Annotated in this window: 22 protein-coding genes and 1 tRNA gene; 13 read left to right on the top strand and 10 right to left on the bottom strand. The window is 66.6% G+C overall.

The features are described from left to right. Nucleotides 1-166 precede the first annotated feature (166 nt). From CRO50_RS16405 to ribD, 5 genes are all read left to right on the top strand, one after another. Nucleotides 167-1,747, top strand: a complete 1,581-nt coding sequence (locus CRO50_RS16405; protein ID WP_097147021.1) for a trimethylamine methyltransferase family protein — start codon at nucleotides 167-169, stop codon at nucleotides 1,745-1,747. 72 nt (nucleotides 1,748-1,819) lie between these two features. Next, the gene (locus CRO50_RS16400; protein ID WP_097147020.1) at nucleotides 1,820-2,407 is read left to right on the top strand and encodes a heme NO-binding domain-containing protein; all 588 of its coding nucleotides are present in this window, start codon (nucleotides 1,820-1,822) and stop codon (nucleotides 2,405-2,407) included. 71 nt (nucleotides 2,408-2,478) lie between these two features. Beyond that, nucleotides 2,479-3,456 (top strand): GGDEF domain-containing protein, encoded by a 978-nt coding sequence (locus tag CRO50_RS16395; RefSeq protein WP_097147228.1) that lies wholly within the window; start codon nucleotides 2,479-2,481, stop codon nucleotides 3,454-3,456. Nucleotides 3,457-3,622: 166 nt separating this feature from the next. Further along, nucleotides 3,623-4,090, top strand: coding sequence for a transcriptional regulator NrdR (gene nrdR / locus CRO50_RS16390; protein WP_097147019.1), 468 nt, complete (start codon nucleotides 3,623-3,625; stop codon nucleotides 4,088-4,090). Between the two features lie 7 nt (nucleotides 4,091-4,097). Next, on the top strand, nucleotides 4,098-5,204 hold the full coding sequence (gene ribD, locus CRO50_RS16385) for a bifunctional diaminohydroxyphosphoribosylaminopyrimidine deaminase/5-amino-6-(5-phosphoribosylamino)uracil reductase RibD (RefSeq protein ID WP_097147018.1): 1,107 nt from the start codon (nucleotides 4,098-4,100) through the stop codon (nucleotides 5,202-5,204). Here the strand turns inward: ribD and CRO50_RS16380 are convergent. From CRO50_RS16380 to CRO50_RS16370, 3 genes are all read right to left on the bottom strand, one after another. Beyond that, a complete protein-coding gene (locus CRO50_RS16380) occupies nucleotides 5,201-7,237 on the bottom strand; it encodes a capsular polysaccharide biosynthesis protein (protein WP_097147017.1) in 2,037 nt (678 codons plus the stop codon). The genes ribD and CRO50_RS16380 overlap by 4 nt on opposite strands. A gap of 6 nt (nucleotides 7,238-7,243) precedes the next feature. Next, complete coding sequence (locus CRO50_RS16375) at nucleotides 7,244-8,377, bottom strand: polysaccharide biosynthesis/export family protein (protein ID WP_097147016.1); 1,134 nt, start codon at nucleotides 8,375-8,377, stop codon at nucleotides 7,244-7,246. Between the two features lie 148 nt (nucleotides 8,378-8,525). Further along, entirely contained in the window at nucleotides 8,526-9,818 is a 1,293-nt protein-coding gene (locus CRO50_RS16370) for a capsule biosynthesis protein (protein ID WP_097147015.1), read from the bottom strand. A 189-nt stretch (nucleotides 9,819-10,007) separates the two neighbouring features. On the opposite strand from CRO50_RS16370, the gene CRO50_RS16365 reads away from it, so the two are divergent. The 5 genes from CRO50_RS16365 to nusB all read left to right on the top strand — a co-directional run bounded on the left by CRO50_RS16365 (nucleotide 10,008) and on the right by nusB (nucleotide 13,533). After that, nucleotides 10,008-10,595, top strand: coding sequence for a riboflavin synthase (locus CRO50_RS16365; RefSeq protein ID WP_097147014.1), 588 nt, complete (start codon nucleotides 10,008-10,010; stop codon nucleotides 10,593-10,595). Beyond that, entirely contained in the window at nucleotides 10,592-11,173 is a 582-nt protein-coding gene (locus CRO50_RS16360; RefSeq protein WP_097147013.1) for a hypothetical protein, read from the top strand. The genes CRO50_RS16365 and CRO50_RS16360 overlap by 4 nt, the downstream gene beginning before the upstream one ends. A gap of 158 nt (nucleotides 11,174-11,331) precedes the next feature. Next, on the top strand, nucleotides 11,332-12,462 hold the full coding sequence (gene ribB / locus CRO50_RS16355) for a 3,4-dihydroxy-2-butanone-4-phosphate synthase (protein ID WP_097147012.1): 1,131 nt from the start codon (nucleotides 11,332-11,334) through the stop codon (nucleotides 12,460-12,462). Between the two features lie 15 nt (nucleotides 12,463-12,477). Next, entirely contained in the window at nucleotides 12,478-13,011 is a 534-nt protein-coding gene (locus CRO50_RS16350; protein WP_097147011.1) for a 6,7-dimethyl-8-ribityllumazine synthase, read from the top strand. A 24-nt stretch (nucleotides 13,012-13,035) separates the two neighbouring features. Next, entirely contained in the window at nucleotides 13,036-13,533 is a 498-nt protein-coding gene (nusB, locus tag CRO50_RS16345) for a transcription antitermination factor NusB (RefSeq protein WP_097147010.1), read from the top strand. Nucleotides 13,534-13,566: 33 nt separating this feature from the next. Here nusB and CRO50_RS16340 read toward each other — a convergent pair whose 3' ends face one another. Continuing rightward, nucleotides 13,567-14,148: a hypothetical protein gene (locus CRO50_RS16340; RefSeq protein WP_097147009.1), complete on the bottom strand. Its 582-nt coding sequence runs from the start codon at nucleotides 14,146-14,148 to the stop codon at nucleotides 13,567-13,569. A 244-nt stretch (nucleotides 14,149-14,392) separates the two neighbouring features. On the opposite strand from CRO50_RS16340, the gene CRO50_RS16335 reads away from it, so the two are divergent. Next, complete coding sequence (locus CRO50_RS16335) at nucleotides 14,393-14,692, top strand: hypothetical protein (protein ID WP_097147008.1); 300 nt, start codon at nucleotides 14,393-14,395, stop codon at nucleotides 14,690-14,692. A gap of 257 nt (nucleotides 14,693-14,949) precedes the next feature. On the opposite strand, the gene CRO50_RS16330 is transcribed toward CRO50_RS16335, so the two are convergent. Both CRO50_RS16330 and CRO50_RS16325 read right to left on the bottom strand, forming a co-directional pair. Beyond that, on the bottom strand, nucleotides 14,950-15,705 hold the full coding sequence (locus CRO50_RS16330; protein WP_097147007.1) for a COG3904 family protein: 756 nt from the start codon (nucleotides 15,703-15,705) through the stop codon (nucleotides 14,950-14,952). After that, the gene (locus tag CRO50_RS16325; protein WP_097147227.1) at nucleotides 15,698-16,924 is read right to left on the bottom strand and encodes a hypothetical protein; all 1,227 of its coding nucleotides are present in this window, start codon (nucleotides 16,922-16,924) and stop codon (nucleotides 15,698-15,700) included. Before CRO50_RS16325 ends, CRO50_RS16330 begins: the two co-directional genes overlap by 8 nt. A gap of 171 nt (nucleotides 16,925-17,095) precedes the next feature. Here CRO50_RS16325 and CRO50_RS16320 point away from each other — a divergent pair, with 171 nt between their 5' ends. Further along, nucleotides 17,096-17,551: an MmcB family DNA repair protein gene (locus tag CRO50_RS16320; protein ID WP_097147006.1), complete on the top strand. Its 456-nt coding sequence runs from the start codon at nucleotides 17,096-17,098 to the stop codon at nucleotides 17,549-17,551. A gap of 3 nt (nucleotides 17,552-17,554) precedes the next feature. Here the strand turns inward: CRO50_RS16320 and CRO50_RS16315 are convergent, their stop codons facing one another. After that, the gene (locus CRO50_RS16315) at nucleotides 17,555-17,752 is read right to left on the bottom strand and encodes a DUF6324 family protein (protein ID WP_097147005.1); all 198 of its coding nucleotides are present in this window, start codon (nucleotides 17,750-17,752) and stop codon (nucleotides 17,555-17,557) included. Nucleotides 17,753-18,135: 383 nt separating this feature from the next. On the opposite strand from CRO50_RS16315, the gene CRO50_RS16310 reads away from it, so the two are divergent. After that, nucleotides 18,136-18,212: transfer RNA gene (locus CRO50_RS16310), tRNA-His, on the top strand. Between the two features lie 209 nt (nucleotides 18,213-18,421). On the opposite strand, the gene CRO50_RS16305 is transcribed toward CRO50_RS16310, so the two are convergent. From CRO50_RS16305 to CRO50_RS16295, 3 genes are all read right to left on the bottom strand, one after another. After that, on the bottom strand, nucleotides 18,422-18,604 hold the full coding sequence (locus CRO50_RS16305) for an alpha/beta fold hydrolase family protein (RefSeq protein ID WP_097147004.1): 183 nt from the start codon (nucleotides 18,602-18,604) through the stop codon (nucleotides 18,422-18,424). Nucleotides 18,605-18,956: 352 nt separating this feature from the next. After that, on the bottom strand, nucleotides 18,957-19,481 hold the full coding sequence (locus tag CRO50_RS16300; RefSeq protein WP_097147003.1) for a DUF3299 domain-containing protein: 525 nt from the start codon (nucleotides 19,479-19,481) through the stop codon (nucleotides 18,957-18,959). Between the two features lie 63 nt (nucleotides 19,482-19,544). Then, nucleotides 19,545-20,654: an MBL fold metallo-hydrolase gene (locus CRO50_RS16295; protein WP_157791699.1), complete on the bottom strand. Its 1,110-nt coding sequence runs from the start codon at nucleotides 20,652-20,654 to the stop codon at nucleotides 19,545-19,547. Nucleotides 20,655-21,448: the final 794 nt, after the last annotated feature.

Here is a 21,448-nt window from a genome sequence, read left to right as displayed (position 1 = left end):
TGACGCCTGAAACTTGGGCAATTGGCCCCGTCCCGCGGACCGGGGCGGGGCTTTCTGATGCACGCCCGCTGCGGCGGGTCCGAAAGCGACAGCTCATGTCGTGAATGGCAAGGCGTCCTGCCTGCGCGCCGCGCTTCACTTCGTCAGGAAGGAAGCGAGGCAGATCATGGGCGAAGGTTCTGAAGCCGAGACCGGCAATCCGACTCGCAAGCGGCGCGGAGGCGGGCGCGCGGGCTCTGCCGCCAGGCGCGGCTCGGCGGCCATCGCGCAAAGCCCCTGGCGCATTCCCGTCAACATCGACGCCCCGACAGAGCCGCTTGGCGAAGAGGGCGTGGCGGCGATCCACGAGGCCGCCATGGTGGTGCTGGAAGAGATTGGCGTCGCCTTCCTGAACCCCGAGGCCCGAGGCATCCTGGCTGAGGCGGGTTGCATCGTCGAGGCCGAGGTCGTCCGCTTCGGCCGTGACTTCATCGCCGAGATGCTGGCCCATGCCCCCGCCGAATGGACCCTGCACGCGCGCAACCCGGCCCATGACTTGACGATCGGCGGCAGGCATATCCTCTTCGGCAATGTCTCTTCGCCGCCCAACTACTGGGACATGGACCTGGGGCAGAAGATCCCCGGCACCCGCGAGCATTGCGCCAACCTGTTGCGGCTGACGCAGTATTTCAACTGCATCCACTTCGCCGGCGGCTACCCGGTCGAGCCCGTCGACGTGCACGCCTCGGTCCGCCACCTGGATGTGCTCTTCGACAAGCTCACCCTGACCGACAAGGTGCCCCATGCCTATTCCCTGGGCGCCGAGCGGGTCGAGGACGTGATGGAGATGGTCCGTCTCGCCGGGGGCTGGGATGAAGAGACCTTCACCTCGCGCCCCCACCTCTATACCAACATCAACTCCACCTCGCCGCTGAAGCACGACTACCCGATGCTGGATGGCTGGATGCGCATGGCGCGGCGGGGGCAGGGGCTGATCGTCTCGCCCTTCACGCTGGCGGGGGCCATGGCGCCGGTGACCATGGCGGGCGCGGTGGTGCAATCGCTGGCCGAGGGGCTCTCGGCCATCGCGCTGGCGCAATATATCCGCCCCGGCATCCCCTGCGCCTTCGGCACCTTCACCTCCAACGTCGACATGAAGTCGGGTGCGCCGGCCTTCGGGACGCCAGAGTACATGCGCGCTACCCAGATGACCGGCCAGATGTGCCGCCACTACGGTCTGCCGATGCGCGCCTCGGGCTCTTGCGCCGCCAATGTCCCCGACGGGCAGGCCATGTGGGAGACCTCCAACGCGCTCTGGTCCGCCGTGCAGTCGGGGGCCAATATCGTCTATCACGCGGCGGGCTGGCTTGAGGGCGGGCTGATCGCGAGCCCCGAGAAATTCGTCATGGATTGCGAGGTGATCCAGCAGATCCAGCGCTATCTCGAGCCCGAGATCTGCGCCACGGACGCGGGCTCCCTCGCGCTGGAGGCCATGCGCGAGGTCCGCCACGACGGGCATTTCTTCGGCATCAAGCACACCCAGGACCGCTACTCGACCGCCTTCTACCAGCCCTTCCTGTCGGACTGGCGCAATTTCGAGGCCTTCCAGCAGGCGGGCGAGGTCTGGACCGCCGAGCGCGCCCATGTCACCTGGAAGCGCATCCTGGCGGACTTCACCCCGCCGCCCATGCCCGATGCCAACCGAGCCGCGCTCGAGGACTTCGTGGTGAAACGCAAGCAGGAGGGCGGGGCGCCGACAGACTTCTGATCCCGATCGCCGTTGAGCCTATCTTAAGCCCCAGCGGTCATGCTGTGCGGGCGGAAGACGGGCAGACGGGCAATGCACGGTTTGATCAACAGGTCGATACAATGTTTCCTGCGGGATACCTACGGGGTGCCACTCTGGCTGGACGTGGCCGCCGCCGCCGATCTGCCGTCGAATGAATTCGAGGCCATGCTGACCTACGAGGATGCGCTGACCTGGCGGGTGCTCGATGCCGCGGCGGTGGCGCTGAAGAAGTCCCGCGCCATGGTGCTTGAGGATATCGGCACCTACCTTGTTTCTCATCCCAACAACGAAGGGTTGCGCCGCCTGCTGCGCTTCGCCGGGCTCTCTTACGAGGATTTCCTGCATTCGCTGGATGACCTGCCGGACCGGACGCGGCTGGCGGTTTCCGATCTCGAACTACCGGAGCTGGAGCTGCGCCAGCACTCGGCCAGCCGGTTCTCGATCACCTGCAATGCGGGGATGCCGGGCTTCGGTCATGTGCTGGTCGGTATCCTGCGCGCCATGGCCGATGACTACGGCGCGCTTGTGATCCTCGACTACCTGGGCGAACGCCATCAGGTCGAAACCATCGAAGTGACGCTGGTCGAGCCCGCCTTCGCCGAGGGCCGCGCCTTCGAGCTGGGGGCGAAGACCGGATGAGCACGGCCCAGGTCCACCCGGCCGCTGGTTCCCCCGGCCCGGCGTTGCTGCCGCCGCTGCCGCTTGGCTCCATGGACGCGCTCTCGCCCATGCACCTGGTGCTGGACGAGACCGGCCATGTGATCCACGCCGGGCCGACGATGCAGAAGCTGCGCCCCGACAGCCCCATGGCCGGGCGCCGCTTCCTGGAGATCTTCGAGATGTCGCGCCCCCGCGCGGTGAGCTCGATGCCCGCGCTGCTGGCCTCGGCGGGAATGAAGCTGCACCTGCGCCTGCGGGATGAACCGCGCACGCCACTGAAGGCCGTGCTGGTGCCCCTGGCGGGGGAGGGGGCAGCGGCTCCGGGGGCGCTGGTCAATTTCTCTTTCGGGATCTCGATCCTCGATGCGATCCAGACCTATACGCTGCATTCGGGCGATTTCGCCCCCACCGATTTGACCATCGAAATGCTCTACCTGATCGAGGCCAAGACCGCCGCGATGGAGGCCTCTCGCACGCTGAACCTGCGCCTGCAGGGGGCCAAGATCGCCGCCGAGGAGCAGGCCTATACCGATACGCTGACCGGGCTGAAGAACCGTCGCGCCATGGATCATATCCTGTCGCGGCTGGTACGGACGGGGCAGGACTTCGCGCTGATGCACCTGGACCTGGACTGGTTCAAGCAGGTCAATGACAGCCACGGCCATGCGGCGGGGGACTATGTGCTGCAACATGTGGCCCGGCTGATGGTCGACGAGACCCGTGGCGGCGACACCGTGGCGCGGATCGGAGGGGACGAGTTTGTCCTGCTCTTCCACAATCTCACCAGGCGCGCCCGGATCGAAGAGATCGCGGCCCGGCTGATCCAGCGGCTCGAGGCGCCGATCAGCTTCGAGGGGGTGACCTGCCGCGTTTCCTGCTCGATGGGCACCACTCTATCGACCTTCTACGATCAGCCCAGGGCCGAGCAATTGCTGGCAGATGCGGATAGCGCGCTCTATGCCTCGAAGAAGGCAGGGCGCGCCCAACACCGCTTCTTCATTCCGGAAGACCCGCCCCAAACTCCCTAGCGCAGGACCGGAAATATCCCCGCGCTGCCCGGTAAAGTGGCAAATGCGCAGCATATCTGGTGATGAAAAAAGCACCCTACCCAATCCTCAGTGGACCCCCTATAGTCGCTGTGGATAAAACCGGGGAGCCCCCAAGAATGGGGGCAGGATGTGGGAGCCGAGGGCGATGCGCTGTCCGTTTTGCGGAAATGTCGACACTCAGGTGAAGGATTCCCGGCCCGCGGAGGATCACGCAGCCATCCGGCGGCGGCGGTTCTGCCCGGCCTGTGGCGGACGTTTCACCACCTATGAACGGGTTCAGCTACGCGACCTGGTGGTGATCAAATCCACCGGGCGGCGCGAGGATTTCGACCGCGACAAGCTGGAACGCTCGATCCGCATCTCGATGCAGAAACGCCCCGTCGAGCAGGAGCGCATCGACCAGATGATCTCTGGTATAGTGCGCCGGCTTGAAAGCATGGGCGAGACCGACATCCCATCGAAGGTCATCGGCGAGATCGTGATGGAAGCCCTGGCCCGGATCGACACCGTTGCCTACGTGCGTTTTGCCAGCGTTTACAAGAATTTCCAGGCGGCTGACGATTTCGACAAGTTCGTCAGCGAGCTGCGCCCGAACATGCCCCGCGACGAGTGACGGGGTGATGTCTCGGGGGGCAGAAGACGCCCGCTTCCTGGCCCTGGCCCTGTTGCTGGGCCGGCGCGGACAGGGACGGTGCTGGCCGAACCCGGCTGTCGGTTGTGTCATCGTGAAGGACGGGCGCGTGCTTGGCCGCGGCTGGACCCAGCCCGGTGGCCGGCCTCATGCGGAAACCGTGGCCCTGGCTCAGGCGGGGGCGGCGGCGCGCGGCGCCACGGCCTATGTCTCTCTTGAGCCCTGCGCCCATCATGGCAAGACACCCCCCTGCGCCGAGGCGCTGATCGCCGCCGGGATTGCCCGCTTGGTGGCCCCGATCGAGGATATCGACGCCAATGTCGATGGCCGCGGCTTTGCGATGCTGCGCGAGGCCGGGGTGGAGGTCTCGACCGGGCTGATGGCCGAAGAGGCGCTTGCCGATCACGCCGGCTTCTTCCTCAACCGGGCCCAGGGGCGGCCCTTCGTGACCCTGAAGCTGGCGCTTTCTTTGGATGGCCGCATCGCCACCGCCACGGGCGAAAGCAAGTGGATCACCGGCCCGGATGCACGCCGCGAGGTCCATGCCCTGCGGGCGCGCCACGATGCGGTGATGGTCGGCGCGGGCACGGCGCGCGCCGATGACCCTTCGCTGACCGTGCGAGACATGGGGCTCGATTATCAGCCTGTCCGCATCGTCGTCTCGCGTCGTCTCGACCTGCCATTGATGAGCCAGCTTGCCCGTACCGCCAAGGGCGTGCCGGTCTGGATCTGCCATGGCCGCGATGCCGACCCGGCGCTGATCGAGGCCTGGGAAGGCCTGGGCGCACGGCTCTTTGCCTGCGATCTGGCCGGGCGACAGCTGGATATTTCCTCGGTGTTGCAAGAGCTTGGCGCGGCCGGCCTGACGCGGATCTTCTGCGAGGGCGGCGGCGCGCTGGCGGCGACCCTGCTGGCGGCGGACCTGGTGGATGAGCTGATCACCTTCTCGGCAGGGCTTCTGCTGGGCGCCGAGGCGCGCCCCGGAATCGGCGCCCTGGGGATCGAGCGCCTGGCCGAGAGCCCGCGCCTGCAACTCATCGAGTCCCGCCAGGTCGGCGTCGATGTCATGTCGCGCTGGCGTCGCCCCGAGGTCTAGCGCCAGAGGTCGGCGCGAGAGGCCAGCAGCCCCTGCGCCTTCGCCAGGATCCGCAACGCCGGTCGGGCCGGGCCGGTCTCTGAGTCTTGCAGCCGGTCGACAGCGACTTCCACCGGGCAGGGCTGCCGGGTCACCGGGTCGAAGTAGCGCGGGTAGTCGATCAGCGCCGCATGCACCAATCCCTCGAGCGAGACCCGCACCCTTCGGCGCGGCACGTGGTCCAGGTCGCGGGTCAGGCCCCATCCGGCGTAGAAGGGCAACCCGGTGCAGATCACGTCGACCCCGCGCAGAAGCGCCTCGAACCCCATCAGGGAGGTCATGGTCCAGACCGCGTCCACCTGGCCTAGAAGCGCCGCCGGGTCGGTCTCTGTCAGCACCGCATCGGCATATTTCATGGCCTCGTCCTGTGTGATCCTGCCGGGGCGCAGGCCTCGTTCGACGTCCGGGTGCGGCTTGTAGAGCAGCACCGCATCGGGCTCGACCCGGCGCACGGCCTGCAGGAGTTCCAGGTTGGTGCTGACCGGCCCGGCGCCCAGCTGGATCGAGGCATCGTCCTCGACCTGGCCCGGCACCAGCACCCGGCGACCGGGGCGCAGTTTCGGCAGTTCCACCGTGCCGCCGGTGTTGTATTTCGACAGCCCCGCCTCGCGGATGCGGGCGATCAGCCGTTCGGCACGTTCGGCCTGGTCGGGGCGCAGCCGGGCGCGGGCGGTGATCATGTGCTCGAGCCGGCTCTCGCGCCGGGGATCGTAGTAGATGCCCAGGTCATCCAGCGTCAGAGAGAGTGGGGGCACCAGCTCGGCCCCCAACCCGCGCGAGCGCAGGAAGCCATCCTCGACCCCGACCGCGCCATCGCGGGCCGGTCCCCAGGTCATGCGGCGTTCCTTGCCCTTCTGGGCCCCGAAGACCACGCTTTTCTGCTGGCCGAAGAACTCCTGGAAGTGCTTGCGTTTCCATAGCCTTACATTCTCGGCCCGCCAGCCCCGGCGATCTTCGCGCCAGGCGCGGGCCTGGGCGATCAGCGCCTCGGAGGCCTCTTCGGCACTGGTCAGGCGGTCGTGGTAGGGATCGTACCAGCGCGGGTAGAGCACCAGGGCCCCGGCAGCCAGCTGGGTGGTGGTCAGGTTGCGGCCCCGGCGCGAGGGGCCGGGCAGCAGCGGGTGGCGGTCGTCGCTCAGCCCCCAGCCGGCGTAGAAGGGCAGGCCGAAGACACGGGGGCGGTGGCCCGCGAGGATGGCCTCGAAGCCAAGCTGCGAACTGACGGTATAGACCGCCACCGCGCCCTCCATCAGGGCCCAGGGACAGACCGGCCCGTCGACCAGAGAGATCCGCCCCGGAGCTGCCGCCTCGACATCGGCGGGGCCGTAGTAGCCCTTGCGTTTGCCGCGGGCGGTTTCGGGGTGGGTCTTGATCACGACGCGGGCGCCGGGGTGGTCCTCCTGCGCCCAGTAAAGCATCTCGCGGAAGCTGTTGGCATCGCCGCCACCAAGGCGCACCGAGGCATCGCCGCGCACCTGGTCGATGACCAGCACGTAGCCCGGCTTGGGCAGCGGCAGCCAGGGATCGGTTGCAGCGTATTTCGACAGCCCCGCCTCTTTCATGCGCGAGACCAGTCCGCGGGTGCGGCTCAGGAGATGCGCATCGTCAAAGGGATGGGTTTTCAGCAGCGTTTCGAGGTCCGAGGGCTGGCTGCCGTCGAAGTGGCAGCCGCTGCGATCCAGGGTCAGCCCGATGGGTGCCTCGCCCACGCGGCCGGGGTGCAGCGAGCGCAGGAAGGCGTCCTCGATCCGCAGCAGGCCCGCGCCGGTCTTGGCCGCCATGGCTTCTCCGCGGCCGGCGTAGGGGGAATGCCCCCAGACGCCGATCAACCCGTCCGGGCCCGGCTTGCCGAGGGTCAACTGGTAGCCCGAAAGCTCGAGGATGCGGCGCACCCGCTTCTGGCGCAGGAAGCCCGCGTTGTAGAAGTGTAGGGGCTGGGGGTGATCCGGCGAGACCTCGGTTCCTTGGAAGCTGTCCGCCGCATCCGCTTGCATGGCGCGTTACTCGCCCAGGGACGTGAGGGAGTTCACACTCCCCAGGGAGCCTGTCAGCGCCGCGATGGTCTTGTCCCACTGGGTGAAGGGCGCCTCGGTAACGTAAAGCAGGTCGCCGTCACGGATGAGGAAGTCGCGGGCCATGAACATGCCGTTGGGTTGGGTCAGGTCCAGCACGTAGACCATGCGCTGCGCGCCGGTCAGATCAGAGCGGCCCAGGACCTGCTCGGCGATCTCCTCGGCCTCGTTGCGGAAGACGAAGACGCCGGTGGGGTCCGCGGAATTAGCCCGCAGACCGCCTGCCTGGGCGATGGCCTCGATCCCCGAAAGGGTCTGGCTTTCAAAGTCGATGACGCTCTGGGTGCCGGCGGCGCCCAGCACGGTGAAACTGCGGGTGTCCTCTTCCAGCAGGATACGGTCACCATTCCTCAGCGCGATGTCGTAGCGCGGATCGTCGAAGAGGTCCTGGAACCAGATGGTCGAGCGCTGGTTGCCGCGCACCACGGTGATCAGGGCGCTTTCCGGAGCGACAGAGATGCCGCCCGCCGCCGCCAGCATGCCCGAGAGCCGCAGGGTGGGCCGCTCGATCGGGTAGACGCCGGAGCCGCCGATGGCGCCGATCAGGGTGACGCTGGCACCGTCACCGGCTTCGCGCACCACCTCGACCTGAGGGTCGGGGGTCTGGTCGGCCAGTTTCTCGGTGATGATACGGCGGATTGCCTCGGGGGAGTTGCCCGCGGCGCGGATGCGGCCTGCGTAGGGCACGAAGATGAAGCCCGCGCCATCGACCTGCACCGCACTCAGCGAGGTATAGTTGACCCCTTCCGAGGCCAGCAGCCCCTCGTCGACGTTTTCCCAGATGGTCAGCGAGAGCGTATCGCCGGGGCGGATCACGTCCGAGCCGACGGGGCCCGCGCGCAGGAACTGCTCGGAGAAGCCGAGCGCCGGGATCACGGCGGTGGCCCGTGTCACCCGGTCGTTGATGGCGACGACGAAGGCATCGCCCTCGCGCTGGACCGAACCGGCGTAGATCTCTCGCTTGGTGGGGCCGCTGCGGGGCAGCACCGCGCAGGAGGAAACAGCACAAAGCGCCGCGATCAACGCGACGGGGCGGGCCCATCGGGAAGGGATGAATGTCACTGCTCTTCTCCTCGACCTATCGCTGGTCGTTGTCTCTGCCGCGACCGCCCGAGTTGGCCCGGATCTGCCGCCAGTTTGCCTCTTTTCCGGAAAGGATACAGGAGCTTGGCTGCAAAAGCCAGTCTCCTCGGCCCTGGCCGTCGCTCTGTCATCTGACCGCCCGCAACTGTTGCCGCGGCGCCGCGGTGCCGGATCGCAGGGCGTCGTAGGGGTCTTCCTCGTCCAGCATCATGTCGACCACCTGCCGGATCAGCTGCCGGCGCGAGCGCGCGGCGTAGAAACCGCCCGCCACCTGGCTGGTTTCCAGCAGGAAGCGCCGGTAGTCCTTGTAGGCCGCGCCATCGGGGCGCAGGGCCCCGGCGAAGAATTCGGGCAGCGGCAGGGTCGAGGTGAACTCGGGCTTGTTGTAGACCGCATTGCCGAATGTTTTCAGCGGGATGCCCCGGTAGAGCACCTGCTGGGCCGCGGTCGAGTTGACCGTGACCGCAGAGCGCGCATCGGCCAGAAGCTGTGCCAGCTTGCCGCCGCGCACGAAGTGGACGCGACCCTCAAGGCCCAGGCTGCGCGCCAGCCGGCCCAGCTCCGCGCGGATCGGCACCCGGCCGTCTTCCAGCGGATGCGCCTTGAAGACAAGGTGATGGTGGCGCGGGGCACCCTCGGCGAAGCCGCGCATCACCACCTCGAGGAAATCCTGCATCGAGCCGAAGGGCGAATGCTCCCGGAAAGAGGAATCGTGGGCCAGTTGCAGCAGCACCACGTGGTAGGGGAAGCCGCCGCGCCGGATGCGGCGCGAGGCCAGCCAGCGATCCAGCGCGGTGAAGGGCATGGTGAGCAGGCGCTTCAGGTAGAGCCGGAATTCCTGCCCCACGCTGAGGCTGCGATGCGGACGGAACTGGCGATAGCGCCGGTTGGCGCACATCACGAACCAATGGTAGAGCGCGCCGTAGAAGACGTGTTCCCGCATGTCGCCCCAGCGCGCGGGGGGCAGGGGGGCGTCGAGGTCCGAGAGCGCCAGCGCGGCGCGCATCTCGTCGACGGACATCTGCATCAGCCGCGAATGACCGTTCGAGCCGCCGCGTTCGTAGGTCACCCAGTAGGGGCGGATGTAGCCCTCTTCAAAGACATGGATGCGCAATCCGCGCGCGCGGGCGATCGAGACCGCATGGGCGTGGATCGGGCGGGTGTCGCCGTAGAGCACGATATCGGTGACCTGTTTCTCGTCGCAGGTGGCGGCGAAGTGCTGCGGCCAGGTCTCGGGGGGATCGGTGAAGGGCAGGTAGCTGGCGCGCTCGGGCCAGAAGACCGCATCGCCGGCGTTGAAGCCGATGCGCCAGCAGGCAGCCCCCGCCTGTCGCACGGCACGGGCAAGCTGGTGGAAATAGGGGCCGTGGGGTCCCTGCAGAAAGAGGAACACCCGGCTGTCCGGTGTCGTGTCTTGCATCTGTCCCTCCGGGGCATGTCCCGTGCCCGGCGCCTCATATTGCGGAGTTATGGGTGCGCCGTCAAACCGGCAGAATTTGGGCGCTGCCGGGGCGGGGGAGGGACCTTTGCCGGCAGCGCTCTTGCGCCCTTCGCCGCGCCGCGCTACGCCGCTTGGAAAGGGGCGGGGACCCTGCAGAAGGAGATCGACATGTTCACCGGCATCGTTACCGACATGGGCAAGGTCCTGAAACTCGAGCATCGCGGCGACCTGCTGGCGCGGCTCGGCTGTCACTACGACATGGACGGCGTCGACCTGGGCGCCTCCATCGCCTGTGATGGCGTCTGCCTGACGGTGATCGCCAAGGGCGAAGATTGGTTCGACGTCGAGATCAGCGCCGAGTCCCTGTCGAAGACCAACCTTGGCGATTGGGTCGAGGGCCGGGCGGTGAACCTGGAACGCGCCCTGAAGGTGGGCGACGAGCTGGGCGGCCATATCGTCTCGGGTCACGTCGACGGGGTGGCAGAGCTCATCTCCCTGCGCGACGAGGGCGACAGCACCCGCATGACCTTCCGTGCCCCCGAGGCGCTGGCGAAGTTCATTGCGCCCAAGGGCTCCATCGCGCTGAACGGCACCTCGCTGACCGTCAACGAGGTCGACGGCGCCACCTTCGGCGTCAACGTGATCCCCCATACCAAGTCGGTCACCACCTGGGGCAAGGTCGCCGAGGGCGATGCGATCAACCTCGAGGTCGACACCATGGCCCGCTACGTGGCCCGCCTGCAGGAATATGCATGAACGAGCCCCGGTCCACTGACAGCCGCGCCACGATCGGCCACAATCAGGGGCCGACGATGGATGGCGGGCGCCAGTTCCGGCTCTACAGCTGGAGCCGGGCCCAGGCCAGCCACCGCGAGGCGCAGCTGCCGCTGGCCATCCACCGCATGCGCATCGCCCGCGCCAGGGAGCTGGGCCTTGCCTATTCCGACTACGCCCGTATCCGCGCCAGCTCCGGCCGCGATGTCTCGGGCTTCCTGATCTCTTCCAATGCGCTCGGCGTCTTCTCGAACGCCGCCCCGCCTCAGCCCCGGATCACCGAGCGGCTGCAGGCGCTGCGCCACGTGCTGCGCATCGGGCTGGCGCATCCGCCCCTCGATCCGCGCCTGCTGCTGGAGCGCGTGGCGGGGCTCGACCTGGCCTTCGCCGCGCCGCCGCTGCTGGGAACCTTCGCCGAGATCCGCGCCGCGCTGTCCCGTGCCCAGGGGCAGCTGCCCGCCGCCAGCCTGGTGGCGGTCACCGCCCTCGGACTGGAACAGGAATGGCTTGCCGCCGGTGGACTTGGCGCCACGCTGCCCGCCGAGGCGCTCTTCGGCTGAACCGGCGACGGGAGCGGGGCGTTCTTGGTCGTTTTCTGCACAGTGCCGCGGCTCATCCGCCCCTAGGGAATGCGGATATGCACAGCCGCGGTGCGGCCGCAGTCTCTGGTCAAGTTCATCCTCCTGCGTTATCTGCATGCCAAATGAAGGAGCCGCCCATGTCCGATAGCGCTGCCTATGAAAAACCCGGTCCGGTTGAGCAGGACTGGTCCGACGCGATCTCTTCCATCGAGGAGATCATCGAAGACGCCCGCAATGGCCGCATGTTCATCCTCGTCGATCACGAGGACCGCGAGAACGAAGGCGACCTGGTGATCCCGGCCCAGATGGCCACCCCCGAAGCGATCAACTTCATGGCCACCCACGGGCGCGGCCTGATCTGCCTGTCGCTTCCCGGAGAGCGCGTCGACCAGCTTGGCCTGCCGCTGATGGCCTCGCAGAACTCCTCGCGTCACGAGACCAATTTCACCGTTTCCATCGAGGCCCGCGAAGGCGTCTCGACCGGCATTTCCGCCCATGACCGGGCGCGGACCGTGGCCGTGGCCATCGACGCGGGCAAGGGCGCCCAGGATATCGCCACGCCGGGCCATGTCTTCCCGCTGCGCGCCCGCGACGGCGGCGTGCTGGTGCGCGCCGGCCATACCGAGGCGGCCGTGGACGTGTCGCGCCTGGCCGGCCTCAACCCCTCGGGCGTGATCTGCGAGATCATGAACGAGGACGGCACCATGTCGCGCCTGCCCGAGCTGGTGGCCTTCGCGCAGCGTCACGGCCTGAAGATCGGCACGATCTCGGACCTGATCAGCTACCGCCGCCGCAACGACAACCTGGTGCGGGTCGAAAAGGAAGAGATCGTCCAGACCGAATTTGCCGGTGAATGGGCGCTGAAGATCTACGTCGATGAAACCCAGGGTGCGGAACATATCGTCCTGATCAAGGGTGACATCTCGGGCGATGAGCCGGTGATGGTGCGGATGCATGCGCTCGACCCTCTGCGCGACGTGGCCGGTGTCGGCCCGGCCGGCCGCGCCGACGAGTTCCGCGATGCCATGCGCGTCATCGACAATGAGGGCCGCGGCGTCGTGGTGCTGCTGCGCGATCTGCAGATGAAGCTGATCGGCGACCACGAGACCTCTCCGCAGACCCTGCGCCAATATGGCCTGGGCGCGCAGATCCTGACCTCGCTCGGGCTGTCGAAGCTGGTGCTGCTCAGCAACTCGCCGCAGCCCAACGTCGTGGGCCTGGATGCCTACGGGCTTGAAATCACCGGCTCCCACCGGATCGCCGACTAATCTCAGGAGGGCCCCATGGCCGGTTCCGAACAGCATTACACCCTGCCGCGCGGCAGCGTCTCGAAGCCCACCAAGGTGCTGATCGTCGTGGCGCCCTACTACAAGGACATCGCCGACGAGCTGATCGCCGGCGCCACCGCCGAGATCGAGGCCTGGGGCGCCACGCCCGAGGTGATCGAGGTGCCCGGCGCGCTGGAGATCCCGACGGCGATCGCCATGGCCGGGCGCATGTCCGACTATGACGCCTATGTTGCCCTGGGCTGCGTTATCCGTGGGGAAACCACCCATTACGACACAGTCTGCAACGACAGCTCGCGCGGGATCACCCTGCTGGGTCTGCAGGGCTTCAGCATCGGCAATGGCATCCTGACGGTCGAGAACCGCGACCAGGCACTGGCCCGCGCCCGCGTGGCCGAACAGAATAAGGGCGGTGGTGCAGCGGCTGCGGCCTTGCATCTTCTCGCGCTTTCGCGCAAATGGGGCGCTTCTAAAAGCGGCGTGGGATTCCTGCCCGTCGCAGATGAGGCCAGCCTGACAGGTAAGGCCTGATCGCCAGCAGAAAAGACGCCCGAGATGAGTGACGAGATCCCGACCCCTGCAACCGCCCCCCTTTCGGGGAACCAGAAGCGCAAGATGCGCTCTGCATCCCGGCTCTATGCCGTGCAGGCGCTCTACCAGATGGAACTGGCGGGCCAGAGCGTGGAACGTGTCATCGTCGAATTCGAGGATCACCGCTTCGGTGCCTCCTACGAAGAGGGCGACTACCAGGAAGGCGATGTGGAGCTCTTCCGCCGCACCCTGCGCGATGCGGTGAACTGGCAGGCCAAGATCGACCAGATGACCGACCGCGCGCTGGTGGCAAAATGGCCTCTGGGCCGGATCGACACCACCCTGCGGGCGCTCTTCCGCGCCGCCGGTGCCGAGCTGATCGAGGGCGAGGCCCCGCCCAAGGTGGTCATCGTGGAATATGTCGACGTGGCAAAGGCCTTCTTCGCCGAGGGCAAGGAAGCCAAGTTCGTCAACGCCGTGCTGGATCACATGGCCCGCGAGGCACGCCCCGAGGCGTTCTGAGCTGCAGGGAGTGTCAGGCCATGCGGCCTGCGATCACTCCACCACCCGGATCTGGTCGAAAAAGACCCCCGACAGCCGCTTGCCCTCGGCGCTTTTCTTCATCGTGCCGATGATCGTCGAAAGCTCGGGCGAGAAATGCTGTTCAAAGATGTCGCCGGGCCGACCCTCCGGGGACATCTGCTGCTGCACCACCCAGACGATATAGCGACAGGCCCCGACATAGATCGAGGTGCTGTGCTTGTAGCGCAGCTCGAAGGTGCCGCGTTCCAGCACCTCCCCATCCATTGACGCCGTGTAGCCGGACCGCCAGCGCTTGATGGTCTTCAGCCGGGGAATGTCCTCGAGCGGGCTGTCATAGCTGAGGTCGATGCGCATGCCGTCACGGCTGAGGCTGCCCGGCAGCAGGGGGTGCTGGGTGAGATAGGTGGTCGTCACCCGCTTGCCGCTGCGCTCTGACAGGGAGGTGGTGACGAAACCGCTTGGGCCCCAGGATTGGGTGTTCCTGATGTAGCTGTCCATCCGCGTCAGCTCGACCGGAGTGACGCTCACCGGCTCGACCGGACAGGATGAGGCCGCATGGGCCTGAGCGGCGGGCAGTGCCAGGAAAAAGGCCATCGTCGCGCATGGATATGCCGTCAATCGCTTCATTCTCCGCCCCCGCTGTCGCTATTTGGCGTCACGTGTATTCAGGTGGTATGCATAAGTCAAACTTCGCGGCGGCCTCCGGGTGCAATCCCGCAATTGCACCTGAGTCGGGGCCGCAGCGGGGCTGGCCGCGACGCCGGGCCGCGGACGGGTGAACTGACAACCGGGGCGGGAACTGCTATAATGGTGGCATCATTTCGCGTCGGAGGCCGCCATGCCCAAGCTCATCCGTCTCTACATCACCCAATGCCTCGTCGGTTTCGGGATCTCGGCGCTTTTCACCGCCGGGCTGATCTATTTCGACGTGATGGGGCTGCAGCGCCTTGTCCTTGGCTCTTCGGACGGGATTCTCGGCGCCTTCCTGATCTTCTTCTCGAACGGGATCGTCTTTGCCGGCGTGCAATTCGGCATCTCGGTGATGCGCCTCAAGGACGACGACGAGCCCAGGGGCGGCACGCGCCTGCCGCTGCCGGCCCGTCCCGTGCGGGTCGCTGCCGAGGCGCGCAAGCGCTGAGCGCCTGGCTCAAGCTGCTGATGTAGTTGGATATGTGGCGGGCCCGCACGCAACCGTTTGGTTGACGCATTCCCGAGGACCTGATGATCAGGTGGGCGCCAGGTAACCGGACCACGGCCCGGACAGAGCCAGCTCCCTCGGATTTGCTTAAGGCCACCGGAATGTAACCGTACACGAGAAGGGCAGCACCCGCCGATCCCCCACCTAGGCCTTTGCTGCAGCTGCGGCAAGGGGATCGCTGCATTTCCCGTCTGTTTTTAAGTCCGGGGCTCTTCGGTGAGCAGCGCGAACTCCAGCATTTCCTCGCGGGTCAGCATGTAGATTTCATCCGGTGGGGTCATCAGGGCCGGGCCCATCATGCGCGGGTCGACCCCCATCTCTTCGAGGTAGCGCATCACGAGCCCCTGGCCGCGCTGGATATCCGACACGGCGGTAAAGGCGGGCAGAAGGGTGTTCTCTCCGAAGTAGTGCTGGTGCACGCCGACCCAGGCCTCCGGATCGGCCGCGCGGGTCACCCCGCTGGCCAGCAGATACGGGCAGGCCGAGAGGCAGATCGCCCCGGCCTCCATGTTCACCGCAAGCCCGGCCGAACGGATCGCCCGGCCAAGCTCCAGCGCGTCGTGAACCGAGCCGCCGGGACTGTCGAGGAAAAGCGTCTGCGGCGCGCCTTCCCCTTCGCGCGCTGCGATCTGGCGGGCGACGCGGGCACCGTCACCCTCTGCGATCGCGCCGCTCAGGTGCCAGGCGCCCGCGCGCTCGGTCAGCACCAGACGCTCGGGCATCGGTCCCGAGGGCGTGACACCGGGGGCCGCCGGCCGGGTTGGCGCGAAGCGGCGGGTCTGGTCGCCCGGCGCGGTCGGCTGCTCAAGGCCCGGCGCATCGCCGCCCCGGCCCGGCAAGCTGAAACCTTCGCCCAGGTCTCCGAGAAACAGCAGCAGCGCCAGCAGTACCTGGAACCCTAGCACGCCCATCAGGGCGCGGCGCAGGGTCGTTCCCTCATTTGGCTCAGACATCTGGCAGGTCCTTGCGACCGGAGTGCGCCTCGGCCCGCCCGTTGGCCAGCGCCACATCCACGTCGCGCGCCGCCGCCAGCGCGGCCCGCAGTTCCGATACCGTCATCCGGTCCTCGATGGGCACCGCCTCGCGGCCCGACCGGATCGCTCCCTGGGTCACGGTCAGGATCAGCACCAGAACCGCCGGAAGCAGGTCGATGGCGATGGCCCCGGCCCAGGAGGGCACGAAATTGCCGGCATAGCGGATCACCGCGTCTGCGGGCGACAGCGGGGTATAAGAGATCTCTTCCGGGTCGGGCAGGGCGATGACCTGGGCCGCCGCGCTCTCGAGTGTCGTGGCGCGCTTGGCCAGCACGTCCAGCACCGAGGCGATGGTGGTTCCCTGGGCGGTGCGCGAGGCCTCGCTGCCGCCGTCCAGCTCGGGCAGGACGACAGAGGCGGTCAGATCCTGCGCGGCGCGCTCGACCAGCGGGGCAACCGAAAGCTGGCGCAGCCGCGCGATCAGACCGGCAAGCTGCACGGCCTCTTCGGAGAATTCCACCGTCCGGATGTCGACCGGGCCGGGTTCCACTGTCAGCGCGCGCATCCGGCTGAGGATCGCATTGCCCTCGGCGAAGGCCGCATCCACAAGCGGCGACTGCTCGGCGATCTGCTGTTGCAGGGCGCCAAGCTCTTCGGATTTCTGGCGCAGGACCCGGAAGACCGCACCACGCCCGGCCAGACCCGAGAGCCCACCCGAGGCCTCCTGTTCCGACAGATCCGCGAAGCTTTGCTGGACCCGCGCCACGTCGCGCTCAAGCCCCTGGGCGGCAAGGGCGTTCTCGTTCGCGCGCTCCAGCGCGGCCTGGTAATCCTGCACGGTTACGGCCAGGTGCTGTTCCACCGCCGCGCCCCCCGCCAGCGCCGCGGCGTTCAGCCAGGAGGACATTGCGATGATCGCCAGCGAGCCAAGCCCCATGGCCCCAAGCAGGCCGGCGCGCGAGCGGGCCGAGCGCATGGCTGGAAACAATCGCATCAGGTAGGACCAGAAGACGAAAATGCCGGTCGAGACCGCAACCGAATAGGCAATCGCGGCAAAGGCCTGCATGGCACCGTCGCCATCCAGCAGAGATTGCACGCCAAGGTAGGTGTAGATCCCCGAGGCCACCGCCAGAACGCCAAGTGCTGCGCCGGTAAAGGTGTCGAGGAAGCCCAGGTGGGTTTCCAGCTCATGCACCATGCGGGCGCGGGGATCGGGCTGGGCCGCGTCCCGTACATCGGTCTTTTCGTTCACTTTTGTCCCTCGCCACTTTGTCGGGGCCGTTGCGATGCCCTTCAGGTCAACATAGGTGGACCCCGGCGGGAGACCAAAGGGGCTTGCGCATGTTCATGAAATGTTCAGAATATCGGCATGCCCCTGACCCCGCTTTCTCCCGAGCCCCTCGCGCCACAGCCCGGCCAGCTCATCGCCCGTGGCGTCTGTCGTCTGCTGCTCTCGCATGGCTTCGCGCCGCTGGAGGAGTTCGTGCCCGAGCGCGGCAAGCGCGTCGACGTGATCGGGCTTGGCCCGAAGGGAGAGATCTGGGTGGTGGAGTGCAAGAGCTCTCGGGCCGATTACACATCGGATGCCAAGTGGCAGGGCTACCTGGACTGGTGCGACCGCTTCTTCTGGGCCGTCGACCAGGATTTCCCGGTCGAGCTTCTGCCCGAAGAGAGCGGGTTGATCATCGCCGATGCCTATGGCGGAGAGCTGGTCCGCATGCCCGAAGAAAGCCGCCTGGCGGGGGCGCGGCGCAAGTCGATCCTGCAGAAGTTCGCCAGGGATTCCGCGCGGCGCCTGCAGGCGCTGCGCGATCCGCGGCTCTAGCGCTCAGCGGCGCTTCTTGCCGACAGACTGGGCTGCCTGGGCCGCGGCGCGGATCTCTTCCGCGATCTCGATGGCTTCCTCGGGCTCGAAGTCCATCGGGATCTCGACCGAGCCGGCCTCGACGAAAAGGCGCACCATGCCGCTGTCGGTCGGACCGATCTGCAGGTTCGCTTCAATGTCACGTTCGGTGTCGATACCCATGGAAACCTCCGGAAATGGCTGCGGATCGGTACCCTCTGCCGGGGCGATTGACAAGGCCGGAGCGGAATTGGGGCAGGGGGCTTTGCGGCGGAAATAAGTCTTGAGAGGGGGTTTCTTTCGGTTTCGCCACATTTCCGCCTTAATCTGGCTCAATAAGGGTCTCAACGCGGCAGGTCGACGTCAGGTAGCGTCAGCATCTCTGCAAACCTGCGTGTCCAAGATTTGCAGTCCGGGGGTTCCCGGATCTTGTCCCTGACGCCACCTCCGGATGCTCTCCCGGAGGTGGCGTTTTCCTTTCCGTCGGGGCGTTGGCGCGGCGGATGATTTTCTTGTCAAACGCCTCTTGCATTCGTCCGGCGGGCTGGGTAGATGACCCCCCACGTGCCGCCTTAGCTCAGTTGGTTAGAGCGCTGGATTGTGGATCCAGAGGTCCCCTGTTCAAGCCAGGGAGGCGGTACCATAACTCCCCTTCAGCTTCGATCTGCCGCGCCGCAAAGGTGATGCGCCTCTGCTCGCCCGTGTGTTTGGCTGGCGCGTGGCATGAAGGCACCGGCCGGGGCATCGAGCAGCACCAGCCCCTTGGATACGTCACGGATCGTCGATGTGTGGAGGCGATTGACGAGAGTGATTCCGCAAATCGCCAGCGCCTCGGGCCAGCAGGCCGCGCCCCTAGCCGCCGATGATGATCAGCGCAGAGACCCTGTCGGGGCGCTTTGCGGCCTGGGCGTTGGCAAGGGCGGCCCCCTGCGACATGCCCATCGGGACGAAGGGCGCGCCAATCGTATTGGCGACGGTTTCCAGGTCCTTGAGCCAGGCGTCGAAACCGATTGTCGGGACGGTCCTGTCGGACATGCCGCACCCTCTCAGCCCATGGCGAACCAGATGCTGGCCTTAGGTCAGGCGCGTCAGCCAGGGGTGCCAGATGGGGCTTTCGACGTCCCGCGACACATGGCTCAGCCAATGCGCCGCGCGCAGCACCAGCGCCCCATCGAGGCCACCGCAATTCGGGTGCCATTGGGGGATCTGGGAAAGGGGACATCCTGCCGCTTATGGAAAACCCGAGGAGCCATGCGCCCAGCATGGCAGGGCCCGCCTGCTGGCGTGGCACGGGATTTCCATGGGGCGCACGGACGCGCCGCAAAGGGCATGCAGACAGTTCAGGGCGCGCTGTCGGGACCCCGCCGGGGGGGCTGTCGCTGCGCGGTCAGAGCTCGTAGATCTCGATCTCGGGAGAGGTCATCCGATAGCCGATCTCGGCAAGCTCGGTCGAACTGGCAGAGATCTCCAGCTGCCCGGTCACCCAGATCGCGGTCCACAGGCCGGTGCCCTGCAGCGGCTTGTCGGTCTTGATGTAGACCAGCTGGTTCGGCGGCGGCGGGGGGACGTGGATGCAGGCGCCGACAAAGGGGGCCAGGATGAACTCGGTGATCCCGCCGGCGCGCGTTTCCAGCGGGATGATGAAGCCCGGCATGCGGATCAGCTCGCCTTCGAGGCGGGTGTTCAGCTGCAGCGCGTTCTCGTCCCAGACAGGCTTCCAGGTATCGGCTTCGACGTCGATCTCGCCATCGGCCACGACCTCAGGGTAGTCGACGCCCTCGGGGATCAAGTCGCGCCAGGCGATGGTCCGGGGGGACTGGGCCAGGGCCACGCGGGGGGCGAGCGCAAGCGCGCTGCCGAGCGTCAGCATGCGGCGGCGGGTGAAGGCGGGGGAGGCGAGTGAAGAGGTCATCTTGATCCTGAACCTGGAAAGTTGGCGCCCCGACGCGAGAAGCTCGCGCCGGGGCTGCCTGGTTTACTCCTTCGGGAGCAGGGCCGGGATCTCGGCACCATTGGCGATCATCTGCGCCACGTCGGCGGAGAGGCAGTTGCGCCAGGCGCTGTAGTAGCCAAGCACCGCCTCGTGGCCGACGATATAGGGGTTGGTCGAAGGATCGGCCGCCATCTCGGCGATCTTCGTCAGCCCGTCGTCCCCGATGGTGTGGTTCGACATGATCACGTCGGCCTGCATGAGCTCAGAGACATAGGCCATGCGGTCGATCGACTCGCGCCACTGGTTGACGGTGGCGATGTCGCGGGGGGCGCCGACGCCGCCCATGTAGGAGCCCATGTACTCTTCGCCCTGCCAGGTCAGCGGGATCATCAGCGAGACGGTACCGGGGGTGTGGCCGGGCGTCAGCAGCGCGGTCAGCGTGGTGTCGCCAAGGGTGATCTCCATGCCATCGGTGATGACGAAGTCATTCTCGGCACGCTCGGGGATCTCGCCGGCGATCGTCGCCATCTGGTAGTCGGCTTCCGACATGCCGATAGCGGCGCCGGTCAGCTCTTTCATGTAGGCAAGACCGCCGGTGTGATCGAAGTGGCCATGCGAGATGATGATGATCTTGATGTCCTTGGGGTCGAGACCCATGCGCATCATGTTCCCGACGATGAAGCCCTCGGCCTGCTCTGCGCTGCGCAGCGTGTCGATCAGGATGATGCCTTCGCCGGTGTCTATCGCCCAGATGTTGTTGGCGTCATTGCCGACGGAGTAGACATTGTCGAAGACTTCCAGCGGCACCGGGTAGTCGGCGTTCAGCGCCGTGCCACCATGGGGGTGCTTGCACTGGTAGAACATGGTCGGGCCCCAGTTGCCGTCTGCGGCGATGGCGGCGAGGCTGGCATATTCGAGAGCCGCGGGCGCGGAGTAGCCGCTGATCTCGACCATCTCCTCGACCGTGTTGATCTCGGGGCGGCCGCCATTGGGGGTGTCCTCATGGCCTTCCCAGACCGCGCCCTGGCGCTGAGGAGACAGCGGCTTCTGCTCGGGGTAGGGCGGGTAGTTGTCCTGTGCCAGGGCGAAGCTGCCCTGCATGGAGAGAGCGGCGATTGCCGTTGCAAGGGCCAGTTTGGATTGAATTTTCATTGTCATGTTCCAGCCTCTGGGGCTGTCCTCCTCGTGAGTATTCACCCCCGCAAAAGGGGGCCTCTTCCGACGATCAGGCAAATCTGTTCGGGCCCGCTGCCGCCGAGATTTTCGGTCGGGCGAGAGACGGCCAGCCAGATCCGCCCTGCGTGCAGGGTGAGCCAACTTTCGATCTGATGCGTAAAATCTGTCCGCCCTAGGGCGAACCAACTCCTCCTGCGACGCAGGATGACATGAAGAAATTTTGTGCGGAAGTGGAAAATGCTAATCCTTAAAGTAAGAAAAACTTCATATACGCTGGGTCACGATAGGAAGGGCTTGTCCTGCGCCTCAGAAGGTTTGGAAAAACCTATACAATCAGGGGGTGAGAGGTGCTGCGGCGGGCGAGCCCGGCATATGTTCCTTCCGTCTCCGAGGCGACCCGAAAGGGGTCAGGAAGGCGCGCTCCGGTCCACCGGCCTGCGCCGGTGTCCCGGTCCGGGCGGGGATGATCGCCAGTCGCGGCGAGAGGAGTGCCGCCCCGAAGCAGCTTGGCTGAGCAAGCCGGAGGTTCGTGGCGCTTTGCAGCGCGATCCGAGAGGTAGAGGTGACAGTGCGGGACAAGACACTGCTTCCCTGCGGCTACGCCAATGGCGGCCATCTTTAGCGAGAAGCTCAATGCCTGATTTAGTTGAAGGCCTACGGTGCCGCCCTGACTGGTGACGTGCTCCCCGTAGTGTCCGCGTTTTTTAGTTCGCTCTGTTCAGGGTTTGGTCCTCTACTGACCGTTGGTGATACTCCCACGGGGTGAGCCC

This window comes from Pseudooceanicola antarcticus (genome assembly GCF_900215355.1).
Lineage (GTDB): Bacteria > Pseudomonadota > Alphaproteobacteria > Rhodobacterales > Rhodobacteraceae > Pseudooceanicola > Pseudooceanicola antarcticus.
This window is presented reverse-complemented; position numbering and strand designations above follow the sequence as displayed.